This is a genomic window from Blastococcus litoris (assembly GCF_003075095.1).
Taxonomy (GTDB): Bacteria; Actinomycetota; Actinomycetes; order Mycobacteriales; family Geodermatophilaceae; genus Blastococcus_B; species Blastococcus_B litoris.
Genome location: NZ_QCZF01000008.1, coordinates 216,165 through 232,481 on the forward strand (window position 1 = coordinate 216,165; position 16,317 = coordinate 232,481).

At 74.0% G+C, this 16,317-nt stretch carries 15 protein-coding genes; 14 read left to right on the plus strand and 1 reads right to left on the minus strand.

Annotated elements, in window-relative coordinates; translation table 11 throughout:
- Nucleotides 1-54: 54 nt before the first annotated feature.
- Nucleotides 55-858, plus strand: coding sequence for an ABC transporter ATP-binding protein (locus DCS98_RS17765; protein WP_241038281.1), 804 nt, complete (start codon nt 55-57; stop codon nt 856-858).
- Nucleotides 859-864: 6 nt separating this feature from the next.
- Here the strand turns inward: DCS98_RS17765 and DCS98_RS17770 are convergent, their stop codons facing one another.
- Complete coding sequence (locus tag DCS98_RS17770; RefSeq protein WP_206340320.1) at nt 865-1,833, minus strand: hypothetical protein; 969 nt, start codon at nt 1,831-1,833, stop codon at nt 865-867.
- Between the two features lie 134 nt (nt 1,834-1,967).
- Between DCS98_RS17770 and DCS98_RS17775 the strand changes: the two genes are divergently transcribed.
- From DCS98_RS17775 to mnmA, 13 genes are all read left to right on the plus strand, one after another.
- Nucleotides 1,968-2,747: an enoyl-CoA hydratase/isomerase family protein gene (locus tag DCS98_RS17775; RefSeq protein ID WP_116452712.1), complete on the plus strand. Its 780-nt coding sequence runs from the start codon at nt 1,968-1,970 to the stop codon at nt 2,745-2,747.
- Between the two features lie 125 nt (nt 2,748-2,872).
- Complete coding sequence (locus DCS98_RS17780; RefSeq protein WP_116452713.1) at nt 2,873-4,015, plus strand: ABC transporter substrate-binding protein; 1,143 nt, start codon at nt 2,873-2,875, stop codon at nt 4,013-4,015.
- A gap of 59 nt (nt 4,016-4,074) precedes the next feature.
- Nucleotides 4,075-4,923 carry an ABC transporter permease gene (locus DCS98_RS17785; protein WP_206340321.1) on the plus strand — a complete coding sequence of 283 codons (849 nt, stop codon included), beginning with the start codon at nt 4,075-4,077 and terminating at the stop codon, nt 4,921-4,923.
- The gene (locus DCS98_RS17790) at nt 4,920-5,798 is read left to right on the plus strand and encodes an ABC transporter permease (protein WP_206340322.1); all 879 of its coding nucleotides are present in this window, start codon (nt 4,920-4,922) and stop codon (nt 5,796-5,798) included. Before DCS98_RS17785 ends, DCS98_RS17790 begins: the two co-directional genes overlap by 4 nt.
- Entirely contained in the window at nt 5,795-6,889 is a 1,095-nt protein-coding gene (locus DCS98_RS17795) for an ABC transporter ATP-binding protein (RefSeq protein ID WP_116452714.1), read from the plus strand. Before DCS98_RS17790 ends, DCS98_RS17795 begins: the two co-directional genes overlap by 4 nt.
- Nucleotides 6,886-7,989: an L-cysteine desulfhydrase Cds1 gene (cds1, locus tag DCS98_RS17800; RefSeq protein WP_116452715.1), complete on the plus strand. Its 1,104-nt coding sequence runs from the start codon at nt 6,886-6,888 to the stop codon at nt 7,987-7,989. The genes DCS98_RS17795 and cds1 overlap by 4 nt, the downstream gene beginning before the upstream one ends.
- Nucleotides 7,990-8,139: 150 nt before the next feature.
- Nucleotides 8,140-9,513, plus strand: a complete 1,374-nt coding sequence (locus tag DCS98_RS17805) for a hemolysin family protein (protein ID WP_116452716.1) — start codon at nt 8,140-8,142, stop codon at nt 9,511-9,513.
- Nucleotides 9,510-10,529: a hemolysin family protein gene (locus tag DCS98_RS17810; RefSeq protein WP_116452717.1), complete on the plus strand. Its 1,020-nt coding sequence runs from the start codon at nt 9,510-9,512 to the stop codon at nt 10,527-10,529. The genes DCS98_RS17805 and DCS98_RS17810 overlap by 4 nt, the downstream gene beginning before the upstream one ends.
- A gap of 116 nt (nt 10,530-10,645) precedes the next feature.
- Nucleotides 10,646-11,425: an electron transfer flavoprotein subunit beta/FixA family protein gene (locus DCS98_RS17815; protein WP_116452718.1), complete on the plus strand. Its 780-nt coding sequence runs from the start codon at nt 10,646-10,648 to the stop codon at nt 11,423-11,425.
- Nucleotides 11,426-11,462: 37 nt separating this feature from the next.
- Nucleotides 11,463-12,425, plus strand: coding sequence for an electron transfer flavoprotein subunit alpha/FixB family protein (locus tag DCS98_RS17820; protein WP_116452719.1), 963 nt, complete (start codon nt 11,463-11,465; stop codon nt 12,423-12,425).
- Nucleotides 12,426-12,516: 91 nt separating this feature from the next.
- Nucleotides 12,517-13,896, plus strand: a complete 1,380-nt coding sequence (locus DCS98_RS17825) for an MFS transporter (RefSeq protein ID WP_241038283.1) — start codon at nt 12,517-12,519, stop codon at nt 13,894-13,896.
- Entirely contained in the window at nt 13,893-15,083 is a 1,191-nt protein-coding gene (locus DCS98_RS17830) for a cysteine desulfurase family protein (protein ID WP_116452720.1), read from the plus strand. The genes DCS98_RS17825 and DCS98_RS17830 overlap by 4 nt, the downstream gene beginning before the upstream one ends.
- Nucleotides 15,084-15,093: 10 nt before the next feature.
- Nucleotides 15,094-16,191, plus strand: a complete 1,098-nt coding sequence (mnmA, locus tag DCS98_RS17835) for a tRNA 2-thiouridine(34) synthase MnmA (protein WP_206340323.1) — start codon at nt 15,094-15,096, stop codon at nt 16,189-16,191.
- Nucleotides 16,192-16,317 lie beyond the last annotated feature (126 nt).

The following is a 16,317-nucleotide window of genomic DNA, read 5'->3' on the forward strand; positions in this document are numbered from 1 at the left end:
GTCCGTCGTCGATGCGTGCGCAGGTTCGGCGTCGCGGGTTGATTGGATGGGGGCGTGTCGAGCCCCACCGCTGACGAGGCGGTCGTCCGGATGACCGGTGTCGACGTCGTGCGGGGGGACAACCACCTCCTCCGCGGCGTCGACTGGACCGTCGAGGCGGAACACCGGTGGGTGGTGCTGGGCCCGAACGGGGCCGGCAAGACGACGCTCATGCAGCTCGCCGCCGCGCAGCTGCACCCCACCCGCGGGGAGGTCCGGCTGCTGGGGGAGACGCTCGGCGCGGTCGACGTCTTCGAGCTGCGGCCGCGCATCGGGATCACGAGCGCCGCGCTGGCGCAGCGGATCCCGCCGTCGGAGACCACCGGCGACATCGTGGTCTCCGCCGGCTACGCGGTGGTCGGCCGGTGGCGGGAGCGCTACGACGTCCACGACCTGACCCGCGCCGGGATGCTCATGCAGCAGTGGGGCGTCGCGCAGTACGCGCACCGCCCGTTCGGGACGCTCAGCGAGGGCGAGCGCAAGCGCGCGCAGATCGCCCGCGCGCTCATGCCCGACCCGGAACTGCTCCTGCTCGACGAGCCGGGCGCCGGCCTCGACCTCGGCGGCCGGGAGGACCTCGTCGCCCGGCTGTCGGACCTCGCCAAGTACCACTACGCCCCGGCCCAGGTGCTCGTCACGCACCACGTCGAGGAGATCCCGCCCGGCTACACCCACGCGCTGCTGCTCCGGGACGGCGAGGTGGTCACCGCGGGTCCTGCCGACGACGTCCTCACCCCCGAGGCGCTGTCGGAGACGTTCGGGCTCGCGCTCTCCCTCGAGCGGCGCAACGGCCGCTTCACCGCCCGCCGCGCCGCCTGAGCGCCGTCAGCCCACCTTCCGGGGCTGCCACGAGAAGACCTTCGCCGTCGCGGGGTCGATGGTGACGCGGAGCCAGTACCGGGCCGTGCTGCCGTAGGTCTCCAGGCGGGTGAGGTCGGGGACGCCGCCGTAGCCGGTCTCCACCTCGTACACGTGCTCGTCGCCGTGCACCAGGAGCACGGGCCGCGCGAACTGCCGGGCGCGGGTGAGGATCAGGCTCCGCTCGGCGCCGAAGGCCGAGCTCTGCGTCGGCTCGGCCTGCAGCAGAAGGACCACGCCGTAGGCCCCGGTCGAGCGGGCGGCGTCGAACGCCGCATCGATCCAGGCGAGGTTCGCGGCCCTGCGGGCGTCGAACTCCGCGCGCCGCTCCGCCGGCCGGTCGCCGCCCGGCAGCTCGTCCCAGGCAGCGAGGTCGTTGGCGCTGCCGACGACGTGCACGGTCGCGAGCACCACCCCGCTCCGGACGAACCGCACGTTCTCCACGTAGGGCGCGTGCGCCGGCTGCTCCTGCCGCTGGGTCGCCACGGCGGCGGGGGAGCCGCCGAGGGTCCGCCCCGGCACCGGGAAGAAGATGCGCCGCAACGCCGAGAGCCGCTCCGTCGGCACGAAACCGCCCGTGGAGACCCGGTGGCAGTCGGTCCAGTCGTTGTCGCCCGGCGTCAGCACGAACGGGTCGTCGAAGGTCCCGAACAGGGTGGCCAGGCCGCGCAGCTGGGTGTCGGAGCAGCTGGTGGAGCTGTTCTTGATGTCCCCGGCGTGCAGCACCAGGCTGACCGCGGGGTCGGCGTCCACCGCCGCGACCAGCGCCGGGAACTGCGCGCGCTGGGTGGCGCTGTAGGGCACGTCGCCCAGCAGGGCCAGGGTCGTGGGGGCCGGGGCCGAGGCGGCGTCGGCCGCCGGCGAGAGGACGACCGGCAGGAGCGCGATCGCCATCAGCGACGAGGCGGCGCGGGCGCGCCGTCGGCCGACGGGCACGACCGGACGGTAGGCCGGGCGCGCGGCTCGTGGTCGGTTCCCGGGCGCGCGACGTCCGGGTGCGGCGTTCCCGCGGCGGTGCTCCTCCGGGCGGTTCCGGAGCCGGCCGGTGGCGCCACGGCTAGGGTTCGCCCATGCCTGAGTTCGTGACCCTGCAGGTCGAGGACGGGGTCGGCACGATCCGCCTCGACCGGCCGAAGATGAACGCGATCGACGAGCAGCTGCACCAGGAGGTGCGGGTCGCGGCCATGGAGGCCGCCGAGCGCGCCGAGGTCCGCGCGGTCGTCATCTACGGCGGCGAGCGGGTGTTCGCCGCCGGCGCCGACATCAAGGCGATGTCCCAGCTCGACGGCACCGGTATGACGGCGTGGGGCCGGGAGCTGCAGAACTCGTTCCGCACCGTCGCCCGCATCCCGAAGCCGGTCATCGCCGCGGTCACCGGCTACGCCCTGGGCGGCGGGTACGAGCTCGCGCTGTGCGCCGACTTCCGCGTCCTCGGGGCGAGCGCCAAGATCGGCCAGCCCGAGATCCAGCTCGGCGTCATCCCGGGCGCCGGCGGGACCCAGCGGCTGGCCCGCCTGGTCGGCCCGGCCAAGGCCAAGGACCTCGTCTTCACCGGCCGGCACGTCGGCGCCGAGGAGGCCCTCGAGATCGGTCTGGCCGACGCCGTCGTCCCGGACGACGAGGTGTACACCACCGCCGTGGCCATGGCGAAGAAGTTCGCCGCAGGACCGCCGCTGGCGCTGGCTGCCGCGAAGCAGGCCATCGACGAGGGCCTCGACGGGACCCTCGACGAGGGACTCGCGCTGGAGACCCGGCTGTTCGCCGGCCTCTTCGACACCGAGGACCAGAAGACCGGCATGCGGTCGTTCCTGGAGAACGGACCGGGCAAGGCGCAGTTCAGCGGTCGCTGACTCTTCACACGACGTTCGTGTGCCGCAACCGCCCAGGCACACGCGGCGTCCGCCACAATCTCGACGCCGGCCGCCCAGCGTCAACGGGGCACTGGGCAGGCCCGGCGCCACCACCAGGAGGACACGTGCGACGAACCACCCTGCGGACCGCGGTCGCGGTCGTCACGGCCGGGCTCACTCTCACCGCGTGCGGCTCGGGCGACGACGGCGGCTCCGGGGGCAGTGGGTCCGACGCCGCGACCGCCACCTCGGCCGAGGACTTCGGCGGCATGGACGCGCTGATCGAGGCCGCGCAGGAGGAGGGCACGCTCAACGTGATCGCCCTGCCCCGCGACTGGGCGAACTACGGCGAGATGCTCGACACCTTCAGCGAGAAGTACGACATCGAGATCAACGAGGCCAACCCCACCGGCTCCAGCCAGGACGAGCTCAACGCCGTCGACAGCCAGAAGGGCCAGGACCGCGCGCCCGACGTCCTCGACCTGGGCACCGCGTTCGCCCGGCAGGCGCAGGCCCAGGGCCTCACCGCGCCGTACCAGGTGGAGACCTGGGACGAGATCCCCGAGGGCCAGAGGGACCCCGACGGCCACTGGTACAACGACTACGGCGGCTACATCTCCATCGGCTGCAACGCCTCGGTCATCGCCGAGTGCCCCACGTCGTTCGAGGCCCTGCTCGACCCGCAGTACGCCGGCAAGGTCGCGCTCAACGGCAACCCGACCCAGGCCGCGGCGGCGTTCGCGGGTGTGTGGGCGGCCTCCCTGGCCAACGGCGGGGACCTCGACGACATCGGCCCGGGCATCGACTTCTTCAGGGAGATCAAGGAGGTCGGCAACTTCAACCCGGTCGAGATCACGCCGGCGACCATCCAGAGCGGCGAGACGCCCATCTCGATCGACTGGGACTACCTCAACGCCGCGCAGACCGAGACGTTCGCCGCCGACGGCGTCGAGTGGGTGGTGAACGTGCCCAGCGACGGGCTCTTCGGCGGCTACTACAGCCAGGCGATCAGCAAGTTCGCCCCGCACCCGGCGGCCGCCCGGCTCTGGCAGGAGTTCCTCTACAGCGACGAGGGCCAGAACATCTGGCTGAAGGGTGGCGCCCGGCCGGTCCGGCTGCCCGCGATGGAGGAGGCCGGCACGGCAGACACCGAGGCCCTGTCCGCGCTGCCGTCCGTCGAGGGGACGGCGGAGTTCCCGACGCAGGAGCAGGAGACCGCTGCTCAGCAGGTCGTCGCCGAGCGCTGGAACGCGGAGATCTCGGGCTGAGTACCGCAGCCCCGGCCACGGTCGCGCCGGTCCCTCGCAGGAGGGGCCGGCGCGGCCGTGTGCTCGCCGTCCTCGGCGCCCTGCCGTTCTTCCTCTACGTCGCGGTCTTCCTGCTGCTGCCGATCGCCGTGATGTCGGTCGAGGCCTTCCGCGCGGTCGACCCGCTGACCTTCGAGGAGTCCTGGTCCACCGACTCCATCCAGGCGGTGACCGAGGGCGCCTACCGCCGGGCCTACGTCGGCAGCCTGCAGCTCTCGGCCATCACCGCTGTGCTCGGCGCGGCGCTCGGGCTGGCCCTCGCCGTGGCGATCCTGCGCTCCCGCCGGGGCCGGCTGCTGCGCCGGATGGTGCTGACGGCGTCCGGCGTCCTGGCGAACTTCGGCGGCATCCCGTTGGCCTTCGCCTTCATCGCCACCATCGGCACCAGCGGCGTGGTCACCGCGTTGCTCACCGACACGCTCGGGCTGGGCCTGGGCGGGTTCTCGCTCTACTCGATGACCGGGCTCGCCCTGGTCTACCTCTACTTCCTCATCCCGCTCATGGTGCTGACGATCATCCCGGCGCTCGAGGCGCTGCGACCCCAGTGGCGGGAGGCGGCGGACAACCTCGGGGCCAGCGGCTGGCAGTACTGGCGGCACGTCGGCGGACCCGTGCTCGCCCCGCCGGTCGTCGGCGCCACCATGCTGCTGTTCGCCTCGGCCTTCGCCGCCTACGCCACGGCGAAGGCCCTGGTGGGCAGCAGCGTCCCGCTGGTAACCCTGCAGATCGCCGACGCGCTGTCGAGCAACGTCGTCGTCGGCTCGGAGAACCTGGGCAAGGCCCTCGCGCTCGGCATGGTCGTGCTCATCGGCCTGGTGATGGTCTTCTACGCCTGGGTCCAGCGCCGCACGTCGCGGTGGCTGTCGTGACGGCCCTGGCGGAGGGCGTCGTCGGCGCCGGGAGCGTCGCACCGGAGACCCCGGTCCGGCCGGGACGGCGGGGGAGCGGCGCCTGGCGCGTCGTCGTCCTCGGCGTGCTGGGGCTGTACTTCCTGGTGCCGATCGTCGCCTCGGTCTGGTTCACCGTCCGCGAGCGGGACGGCGTCTCGCTGGGCACCTACGCCGAGATCCCCGGCGCCGAGGGCTTCGCCGAGGCGTTCACCCGCTCGCTGGCGCTGGCCGGCCTGACGGTGGTCCTCGCACTGCTGCTCATGGTGCCGACCGTCGTCCTGGTGAACCTCCGGCTGCCCCGGCTGCGGACGACGGTGGAGCTGCTGACCCTGCTGCCGCTGGTGCTGCCGCCGATCGCGCTCGTGGTGGGCGTGCGCAGCGTGCTCGCCTGGGCGCCGGACTACTTCTTCGGGACGCCGCTGGCCGAGGCGTTCTTCGCCCTCCAGGAGCCGGCGCTGCCGTGGATCCTCGTGCTCGTCTACGTGGTCCTGGCGCTGCCGTTCGTCTACCGGGCCCTGGACGCGGGCGTGCGGGGTGCCGACCTGCGCACGCTCACCGAGGCGGCCCGCAACCTCGGCGCCTCGTGGTTCCGGGTCATCGTCTCCGTGGTCCTGCCCGTGCTGCGCACGTCGGTGCTCAACGCCTCGTTCCTGACCTTCGCGCTCGTCATGGGCGAGTACACGGTCGCGGTGATCCTGGGCTTCGAGACCTTCCCCACGTGGATCGTGCGCATCTCGGGCTCGCAGGCGCAGCTCTCGGTCGCCGTCTCGGTGCTCTCGCTGCTCGTCACGTGGCTGCTGCTGCTGCTGATCTCCGCGCTGGACCGCCGGCGCGGCACGAAGGAGACCTCATGACCGCCGTGTCCGCCCGGGCCGCCGGGCCGGCCGACCTCCGGGACCGGCCGGGCGTGCCCATCAGGCTCGAGGGCCTGACCCGCCGGTACGGCTCCGTGGTCGCACTCGACGGCCTCGACATGGACATCGCCGGCGGCGAGTTCCTCGCGCTGCTCGGCCCGTCGGGCTGCGGCAAGACGACGGCGCTGCGCGCGATCGCCGGGTTCGACCGGCCCGACGAGGGCCGCGTGCTGGTCGACGGCCGCGACATCACCGGCGTCCCGGCCAGCAAGCGCGACATGGGGATGGTCTTCCAGGCCTACAGCCTCTTCCCGAACCTGACGGTCGCCGAGAACGTGGCGTTCGGCCTGCGGGTCCGGCGGCGGCCGAAGTCCGAGCAGACGGCGCGGGCAGCGGAGCTCCTCGAGCTGGTCGGACTCGCCGACCGCGCCGCCCGCTACCCGCACCAGCTGTCCGGCGGCCAGCAGCAGCGGGTGGCGCTGGCCCGCGCCCTGGCCGTGGCGCCGCAGGTGCTGCTGCTCGACGAGCCCCTGTCGGCGCTCGACGCCCAGGTGCGCGTGCAGCTGCGCGAGGAGATCCGCCGGATCCAGCTCGAGCTCGGCATCACCACCGTCTTCGTCACCCACGACCAGGCGGAGGCCCTCTCCGTCGCCGACCGGGTCGGCGTGCTGCGCAGCGGCCGGCTGGAGCAGGTCGCGACCCCGGACGAGCTCTACGAGCGGCCCGCGACGGCGTTCGTCGCGGAGTTCGTCGGCACGATGAACCGGGTGCCGGCCCAGCTCTCCGGCGGGGAGGTGCAGCTGCTGGGCGTGCGCCGGCCGCTCGCCGGCGGGGCCCCGCCGTCCGGTGGCGTCGTCGCGCTGCTGCGGCCCGAGGCGCTGCTGGTGTCGGCCGACCCGGCGGGGAACGCGCGGGTGGTGACGCGGACCTTCTCCGGCGCCTCGACCCGGGTGCTCGTCGCGCTGGCCGACGGCGTCGAGGTGCGGATCGACGTCGCGAGCGCGACCAGCGCCGACCTCGTGCCGGGAGCGGTCGTGACCGTCGCACCCGCGGAGCGGCCGGTGCTCGTCGTCCCGGAGGAGCCGCAGTGAGCAGGCCCGGCGACGTCGACCGATCGGATCCGGCCGGACGGGCCTGGGTCGACCGGGCGGTGGCGATCGTCGAGGCCGACGCGCGGCGCAGCGCCGACACCCACCTGCTGGTCTACCCGCTGCCGCCCGAGTGGGGGGTGGACCTCTACCTCAAGGACGAGTCGACCCACCCCACCGGCAGCCTCAAGCACCGGCTGGCCCGCTCGCTGTTCCTCTACGGCCTGTGCTCCGGTCAGATCACCGAGGGCAGCACGGTCGTGGAGGCCTCCAGCGGCTCCACCGCGGTCAGCGAGGCCTACTTCGCCCGCATGCTCGGGCTGCCGTTCGTCGCCGTCATGCCCGCCTCGACCAGCCCGGAGAAGGTCGAGCTGATCGAGTTCCACGGCGGGCGCTGCCACGTCGTCGAGCACGCGCCCGACATCTACGAGGAGGCCCGGCGGCTGGCGGCGGAGTGCGACGGCCACTACCTCGACCAGTTCAGCAACGCCGAGCGGGCCACCGACTGGCGCGGCAACAACAACATCGCCGAGTCCATCTTCAGCCAGCTCGCGCTCGAGCGGCACCCGCTGCCGGAGTGGGTGGTCGTCGGCGCCGGTACCGGCGGCACCAGCGCCACGATCGGCCGCTACCTCCGGTACCGGCGGCTGCCCACCCGGCTGGCCGTCGTCGACCCCGAGGGCTCGTCCTTCTTCCCCGGCTGGCGCGACCGCGACCCCTCGACCGCGACCGGCCGCTCCTCGCGCATCGAGGGGATCGGGCGGCCGCGGGTGGAGCCGTCCTTCGTGCCGACGATCGTCGACCGCATGATCTGCGTCCCCGACGCCGCGTCGCTGGCCGCGATGCGCGAGCTGGAGCGGGCCACCGGGCGGCGGGCGGGCGGATCGACCGGCACGAACCTCTGGGGCGCCTTCCAGCTGGTCGCGGAGATGGTGGCCGCCGGCCGGACCGGGAGCGTCGTCACCCTGCTCTGCGACGGCGGGGAGCGGTACGCCCACACCTACTACTCCGACGACTGGGTGCTGGCGCAGGGCCTGGACCTCGAGCCGCACACCGCCACGCTGGCGCGCTTCGCCGCCACGGGGGAGTGGGTCCCCGCCTGATCGGGGAAGCGCGGAACGACGAGGCCCGGCCGGCCGTTGTCCCGGGACGGCGACGTTCGTCCGCCCTCCCGCTCCGACGAAGAGAGACATGAGCACCGACCACATACGCACGGCCGCGTCCCCCGGACCTGACGAGGGGGTGCGCGGCCGGTGACAGAAGTGCTCACGCTCGGAACCGGGCTGCTCGTGGTCCTCGGGATCACGGTGGTCACCGGGTACTTCGTGGCCCAGGAGTTCGCCTACATGGCCGTCGACCGGGCGGAGCTGAGCGCCCGGGCCGCTGCTGGTGACGCGGCGTCCGCGCGGGCGCTGACGGTGACCCGGCGGACCTCGTTCATGCTCTCCGGCGCGCAGCTGGGCATCACGGTGACCGGCCTGCTCGTGGGGTACGTCGCGGAGCCGCTGATCGGGGAGAGCCTCGGCACGCTGCTCGGCGGCGTCGGCATCCCCACCTCGGTGTCCGTCGGCGTCGGCGCGGTCCTGGCGCTGCTGTTCTCCACCGTCGTCCAGATGCTGTTCGGCGAGCTGTTCCCGAAGAACCTCGCCATCGCCCGGCCGCAGCCGGTCGCCCGGCGGCTCGCCCGCTCGACGACGCTGTACCTGGCCGTCTTCGGCTGGCTGATCGCCGTCTTCGACGCAGCGTCCAACCTGCTGCTCAGGGTGCTGCGCATCGAGCCGGTGCACGACGTCGAGCACGCCGCGACCGCCCGCGACCTCGAGCACATCGTGGAGGAGTCCCGGGAGAGCGGGGACCTGCCCGCGGAGCTGTCGATGATGCTCGACCGCATCCTCGACTTCCCGAACCGGGACGTCGGGCACGCGATGATCCCGCGCCCCCGCGTGGACACCGTGTCCGACCGCGACACCCTCGGCCACGTGCGCGAGCTGATGGCGCAGGGGCACTCCCGCTACCCGGTGCTGGCCTCCGACACCCGCGACGTCGTGGGCGTGGTGCACCTGGTCGACCTGCTGGCGACGTCCGAGCCGGACACGGCCGGTGTCGCGACGATCGCCCGGCCGGCGCTGGCCGTCTCGGAGTTCAGCCCGCTGCCCGAGACGCTGCGCCTGCTCGCCGCGTCCGGGGACCAGCTGGCCTGCGTCATCGACGAGTACGGCGGCTTCGCCGGGGTGATCACGGTCGAGGACCTCGCCGAGGAGCTCGTCGGGGAGATCACCGACGAGCACGACGACGAGCACCCCGGGTACGTGCCGGTCGAGGGCGACGGCGTCTGGGAGATGCCCGGCGACGTGCACGTCGACGAGGTCGAGCGTGCCCTGGGCGCGGACCTGCCGCGGGGCGATTTCGAGACCGTCGCCGGGATGGTCATCGCCGTCCACGGCGCCCTGCCCGAGCCGGGCACCCGGCTCGCCGTCGAGCTGCCGCCGGACCTCTCGGACCTGGTCGCGGCCGACGAGGCCGGGCCCCGGTACCTGCACGTCGAGGTCCTCGCCGTCGAACGCCACGTCCCCTCGCGGGTGCGCCTCGAGCTGCCCGACCGCGCCGCGCCGGAGGAGGAGCGATGAGCGACGACCCGTGGGTGGTGGTCCCGGCGACGGTGGTGATCGTCGCCCTGAGCGCCTTCTTCGTCGCGGTCGAGTTCGCCGCCCTGGCCGCCAAGCGGCACCGTCTCGAGGACGCGGCGCTCAGCAGCCGCTCCGCGCGCGCGGCGCTGCGCAGCTCCTCCGAGCTCACCCTGCTGCTGGCCGGGTCGCAGCTGGGCATCACCGCGGCCACCCTGGCGCTGGGTGCGATCAGCAAGCCGGCCGTGCACCACTGGCTCACCCCGCTCTTCGAGTCGTGGGGCCTGCCCCTCGTCGCGGCCGACGTCGTGGGTTTCGTGCTCGCGCTGGTCGTCGTCACGTTCGTCCACCTCGTCGTGGGGGAGATGGCTCCCAAGTCGTGGGCGATCGCCCACCCCGAGCGCTCCGCGACCCTGCTGGCCCTGCCGATGCGGGCGTTCATGGTCGTCTTCCGGCCGCTCCTGCGGGTGCTCAACGCGGCGGCCAACGCCCTCGTGCGGCGGGTCGGCGTGGAGCCGTCGAACGAGGTCGCCGCCGGCCACAGCCCGGCGGCCCTGCGGCACCTGGTGGAGCACTCGGTGGACGTCGGAGCCCTCGACGCCGGCTTCTCGACGCAGATCTCCAGCGCGCTGGAGCTGGAGCGGCTGACCGTCCGGCAGCTCGTCCCCGCGGACGCGCGACCGGTGACGGTGCCTGCCGGCGCGACCGCCGGGGAGGTGCGCGAGCGGACCCGCACCAGCGGGCACCTGCGGATCCTGGTGGAGGACGCGGCGGGGATCACCGGGGTCGTGCACGTCAGGGACACGCTCGCGGCACCGGACGAGGCGCCCGCAGCGCAGTTCGCCCGGCCGGTCTTCGTGCTCGACGCCGGCACCAGCGTGCACCAGGCCCTGAGCTCGATGCGCGAGACCCGCAACCACCTGGCGCTGGTGACCGACGGGCCGTCGGTCGTCGGCGTCGTCACCCTGGCCGACGTCCTGCGCCGGCTGTTCCCCCGGCCGTCCGCGGCACCGGCGTGAGCCTCGTCACCGCACCCGCGGCCCGCAGCAGCGTTACTGACCAGTAACATCCATGATCGGAGCCAGGCGGGCCCGCGTGCCCGCATCCTGAACGCGTCCTGAGGAAGGTCAGCGCGATGAACATCGTCGTTCTTGTGAAGCAGGTCCCGGACTCGGGGAGCGAGCGCAAGCTGGACCCGGCGGACAACACCGTCGCCCGCGCCTCGGCCGACAACGTCATCAACGAGATGGACGAGTACGCCATCGAGGAGGCGCTGCTCGTGCGCGACCGGGAGGGTGGCGAGGTCACCGTCCTGACCGTCGGCCCCGACTCGGCCACCGACGCCATCCGCAAGGCGCTCTCGATGGGCGCGGACAAGGCCGTGCACGTCGTGGACGACGCCATCCACGGATCCTGCGCGGTGCAGACGTCCGCCGTCATCGCCGCCGCCCTGCAGCAGCTGGAGTACGACCTCGTGCTCTGCGGCGCGGAGGCCACCGACGCCCAGCTGTCCGTGATGCCCGCGCTGGTCGCCGAGCGGCTGAACATCCCGCAGCTGTCGGGCGCCCGCAAGCTCACCGTCGAGGGCGGCATGGCCAAGATCGAGCGGCAGACCGACGGCGGCTACTGGGCCGTCGAGGCGCCGCTGCCGGCCATCGTGTCCACCTGGGACACGATCAACGAGCCGCGCTACCCCTCCTTCAAGGGGATCATGGCCGCCAAGAAGAAGCCGGTGGAGACCAAGTCCCTGGCCGACCTGGGTCTCGACGCCTCGACCGTCGGCCTGGCCAACGCCACCAGCAAGGTGCTCGACTTCGCCGGCCGCCCGCCGAAGGGCGAGGGCGTCAAGGTCAACGACGAGGGCGACGGCGCCCAGAAGTTCGTCGAGTTCCTCGCCGGCCAGAAGATCGTCTGAGCCAGGCCCGGACCGAAGGAAGAGGAGCACACACCCCATGGCAGAAGTTCTGGTCCTGGCCGAGCTGAACCCGGCCGGCGGCGGCGTCCGCAAGACGACCCTGGAAGCCCTGACCGCGGCCCGCGCGCTCGGTGAGCCGTCGGCCGTCGTCCTCGGCGCCCCCGGCACGGCCGCGAGCGTCAAGGACGCGCTGGCCGAGTACGGCGCGGCGAAGGTCTACGTCGCCGAGTCCGAGGACGTCGACGGCTACCTCGTGGCCCCCAAGGCCGAGGTGCTGGCGCAGCTCGTGCAGGAGAAGTCGCCGGCCGCCGTCGTCATCCCCTCCTCCCCGGAGGGCAAGGAGGTCGCCGGCCGCCTGGCCATCAAGACCGGCAGCGGCTTCCTGACCGACGTCACCGAGATCGCCGCCGACGGCACCGCCACCCAGGTGGCCTTCGCCGGGGCGACGATCGTCCACTCGCAGGTGACCGTGGGCACCCCGATCTACACCCTGCGGGGCAACTCGGTCACCCCGGAGCCGGCCCCCGCGGCCGCCGCCGAGGAGCCCGTGTCGGTGTCGATCTCCGACGCCGCGAAGCTGGCCCGGGTCACCGACCGCGTCGTGGAGCAGAAGAGCAGCCGCCCCGAGCTCACCGAGGCCTCGATCGTCGTCTCCGGTGGCCGCGGTGTGGCCAGCGCCGAGAACTTCTCGATCATCGAGGCCCTGGCCGACTCGCTCGGCGCGGCCGTCGGCGCCTCGCGCGCCGCCGTCGACTCCGGCTTCTACCCGCACAGCTTCCAGGTCGGGCAGACCGGCAAGACCGTCTCGCCGCAGCTCTACGTCGCCGTCGGCATCTCCGGCGCCATCCAGCACCGCGCCGGCATGCAGACCTCGAAGACCATCGTGGCCATCAACAAGGACCCCGAGGCCCCGATCTTCGAGCTGGCCGACTTCGGCGTCGTCGGCGACCTGAACACCGTCGTCCCCGCCGCCACCGAGCAGATCACCGCCCGCAAGTAGGGCGCCACGTCGAGCGCCGGTCCCCTGCGGGGGACCGGCGCTCGACGCGTCTCCGGGGAAGCAGACGCAGCGGGACGGGGTTGGCCGGGACGTGGACGACGGGAGCATCTGGGACGCCGCTCACCGGCGCACGACGATCGGGCTGCTGACCCTCGTCACCCTGGTCGCCTTCGAGGCGATGGCCGTGGGGACGGCGATGCCGAGCGCGGTCGCCGAGCTCGACGGGACCGCCTGGTACGCGTGGACGTTCAGCGCCTTCCTCATCACCTCGGTCGTCGGCATGGTCGTCGGTGGCGAGGTGGGTGACCGCAGGCCGCCGAAGCCGGGCGTCCTCGCCGGCGTGCTGGTGTTCGCCGTCGGCCTGGGCATCGCCGGGTTCGCCCAGCACATGGCCGTCCTCGTCCTGGGCCGCGCGGTCCAGGGCCTGGGCGCGGGCGTGGTGATCGTCCTGCTCTACGTCATCGCCGGGCAGGCGTACTCCTCGCGCCTGCGGCCGCGCCTGTTCGGCGCCTTCGCCGCCGGCTGGGTGCTGCCCGCGCTGCTCGGGCCCCTGGCGGCCGGCCTCGTCACCACCCACGTCGGCTGGCGTGGCGTCTTCCTCGGGCTCGTGCCCCTCGTCGCGGTGGGGCTCGCCCTGCTCCTCGCCGGGGACCCGGGTGCCGCTCCCGCCGGGGACGGCGCGCGACGGCGCAGCAAGGCCGCCTGGGCGCTGCTGGCCGGCGCCGGCATCGCCGCCGTCCAGTACGCCGGGCAGCGGCTCGACGTCCTCGCCCTCGGCCTCGCGCTCGCCGGAGCCGTGGCCCTCGCCCTGGCGCTGCGCCGGCTGCTGCCGCGCGGCACCGTCCGGGCCCGCCCCGGCATCCCCGCCGTCGTCGCCTCCCGCGGGCTGCTCGCCGGCGCCTTCTTCGGCATGGACGCCCTCCTCCCGTTCGTCCTCACCGAGCAGCACGGCTGGAGCGCCGCGACCGCCGGCCTCCCGCTGACCGCCGGGGCGGTCGGGTGGGTCGTCGCCGCGCAGCTCCAGGGACGGCGGCCCGACGTCCCGCGCCAGCGCGTGCTGCGTGCCGGGTGCCTGGTGCTCGCCGCCGGGCTCGCCGCCACCGCGACCACGGCGATCCCGGCGCTCGGGGGCTGGCCCGCGTACCTCACGTGGGCGGTCGCCGGGATCGGCATGGGGCTGGGCATGCCGAGCGTCGGCGTGCTGCTGCTCGACCAGTCCCCGGAGCACGAGCGCGGGGCCAACTCGGCGGCACTGCAGATCTCCGACGTCACCGCGTCGGCCCTCTGCGTCGGGCTCGCCGGCGTGCTGGTCGCCGGTGCGGCCGACAGCGGCGGGCCGCTCTGGCCCGGGGTGGTCGCGGCCGTCGCCGCCCTGACCGTCCCGGCGCTCGTCGGCGTCCGGGTCGCCGCCCGCACGGTCCCGCCCGGCCGGACCGCCTCAGCCGGCGCGTCTACCCTTGCGGCGTCATGACGTATCTCGACCACGCGGCGACCACGCCGGTGCTCCCCGAGGTGCTCGCGGCCATGACCGAGCAGCTGGGCCGGGTCGGGAACGCCTCCTCCCTGCACGCCAGCGGGCGGGCCGCGCGGCGCGCCGCCGAGCAGTCGCGCGAGCGCTTCGCCGAGGCCCTCGGCGCGCGCCCCTCCGAGGTCCTCTTCACCGGCGGCGGCACCGAGAGCGACAACCTGGCCGTCAAGGGCTTGTTCTGGGCCCGCCGGCAGGCCGACTCGCGCCGCCGCCGCATCGTCGTCAGCCCGGCCGAGCACCACGCCGTCCTGGACAGCGTCGAGTGGCTGGCCAAGCACGACGGCGCGGAGATCACCTGGCTGCCGGTCGAGCCCAGCGGCAGGGTGCTGCCCACGGCGATGGCCGAGGCGCTGGGCGACGGGTCCGACGTCGCCCTGGCCAGCGTCATGTGGGCCAACAACGAGATCGGCACGGTGAGCGACATCCCGGCGCTGGCTGCCGTGGCGCACGAGGTCGGCGTGCCGATGCACACCGACGCCGTGCAGGCCGTCGGCCAGGTCCCCGTGGACTTCGAGGCGAGCGGCGTCGACGCGCTCACCATGACCGGCCACAAGCTCGGCGGCCCCATGGGCGCCGGTGCGCTGCTGCTGCGCCGCGAGGCGGAGTGCACCCCGCTGCTGCACGGCGGTGGGCAGGAGCGCGACGTCCGCTCGGGGACGCTGGACGTGGCCGCGATCGTGGGGCTGGCCGTCGCCACCGTGGCGACCGTCGGGTCTCGCGAGGAGCGGGCCGGCCGCCTGCGGGGGCTGCGGGACCGGCTGGTGGCCGGCGTCGTGGCCCAGGTGCCCGACGTCGAGCTCAACGGGGCCCCGCTCGACGACGTGGTGGACGGCGGCCCCGGCCGGCTGCCCGGCAACGCGCACCTGTCGTTCCCCGGCGCGGAGGGCGACGCCCTCCTGATGCTCCTCGACGCCCGCGGCATCGAGTGCTCGACCGGGTCGGCCTGCAGCGCGGGGGTCGCCCGGCCCAGCCACGTCCTGCTGGCCACGGGAGCGGACGCCGACCTCGCCCGGAGCTCGCTGCGCTTCTCCCTCGGGCACACGTCGACCGACGCGGACGTCGACGCGGTCCTCGAGGTCATCGCGCCCGTGGTGGAGCGCGCCCGTCGCGCGGGGCTGAGTCGTCGATGAGGTGCCGGCGATGAGGGTGCTGGCCGCCATGAGCGGCGGAGTGGACTCCGCGGTCGCCGCGGCGCTGGCCGTGGACGCGGGGCACGACGTCACGGGCGTCCACCTCGCGCTGTCGCAGAACCGGCAGACGCTGCGCAGCGGCTCCCGCGGCTGCTGCAGCGTCGAGGACGCCCACGACGCGCGCCGGGTGGCCGACGAGCTCGGCATCCCGTTCTACGTCTGGGACCTCGCCGACCGGTTCACCGAGGACGTCGTCGACGACTTCGTCGCCGAGTACGCCGCCGGGCGGACGCCGAACCCGTGCCTGCGCTGCAACGAGAAGATCAAGTTCTCGGCGGTGCTCGACCGGGCGCTGGGCCTGGGCTTCGACGCCGTCGTCACCGGCCACCACGCGCGGCTCGAGGACGGCGAGCTGCGGCGCTCGGTCGACGCCGCCAAGGACCAGTCCTACGTGCTGGGCGTCCTCACGCCCCGGCAGCTGGCCGCCGCGATGTTCCCCCTGGGTCCCATGACCAAGGAGCGGGTGCGCGAGATCGCGGCGGAGCGCGGCTTCGCCGTCGCCGCCAAGCCCGACTCGCACGACATCTGCTTCATCCCCGACGGCGACACCCGCGGCTTCCTGTCGCGCCGCCTCGGCAGCCTGCCCGGCCCGGTCGTCGACGCGGCCACGGGGCAGCGGGTGGGCGAGCACGACGGCACCTACGGGTTCACCGTCGGCCAGCGGCGCGGGCTCGGGGTGGCCGTGGGCGACCAGCGCCCGCGGTACGTGCTCGGCATCGAGCCGGTGAGCCGGACGGTGACGGTCGGGACGGCCGACCTCGCCGGTGTCGGGGAGGTCCGGACCGGCGTCCCGAGCTGGACCGGGAACGCCCCCGACCTGCCGGTCGCGGCGCAGGTGCAGGTGCGGGCGCACGCGGCTCCCGTGGACTGCCGGGTGAGCGCGGACGGCGACGGCGGGCTGCTCGTCGAGTTCGCCGAGGAGCAGCGCGGCGTGGCTCCGGGGCAGTCGGCGGTGCTGTACGAGCCCGACCCCCTGCGCGGTGACCGCGTGCTCGGGCAGGCCGCCGTGCGGACGGCGCGTGAACGAGAAGAAACGGTTCGTCACTGACTCTTGGCTTTGTCACAGCCAACGGCTAGCTTCGTCCCGAGCCGCTTCCTGAGCGTGACTACTTAGCTCGGCTCCGTACATACCGCCTGTCCAGGCCGTCCACGCGACGGCCTGTTCCCGCATGTC

What these genes read in the sequence shown, in the direction of transcription:
- DCS98_RS17795 (WP_116452714.1), top strand. Translation starts at nt 5,795, where the DNA reads ATGACCGCCGTGTCCGCCCGGGCCGCCGGGCCGGCCGACCTCCGGGAC.
- DCS98_RS17815 (WP_116452718.1), top strand. Translation starts at nt 10,646, where the DNA reads ATGAACATCGTCGTTCTTGTGAAGCAGGTCCCGGACTCGGGGAGCGAG.
- DCS98_RS17775 (WP_116452712.1), top strand. Translation starts at nt 1,968, where the DNA reads ATGCCTGAGTTCGTGACCCTGCAGGTCGAGGACGGGGTCGGCACGATC.
- mnmA (WP_206340323.1), top strand. Translation starts at nt 15,094, where the DNA reads ATGAGGGTGCTGGCCGCCATGAGCGGCGGAGTGGACTCCGCGGTCGCC.
- DCS98_RS17810 (WP_116452717.1), top strand. Translation starts at nt 9,510, where the DNA reads ATGAGCGACGACCCGTGGGTGGTGGTCCCGGCGACGGTGGTGATCGTC.
- DCS98_RS17830 (WP_116452720.1), top strand. Translation starts at nt 13,893, where the DNA reads ATGACGTATCTCGACCACGCGGCGACCACGCCGGTGCTCCCCGAGGTG.
- DCS98_RS17820 (WP_116452719.1), top strand. Translation starts at nt 11,463, where the DNA reads ATGGCAGAAGTTCTGGTCCTGGCCGAGCTGAACCCGGCCGGCGGCGGC.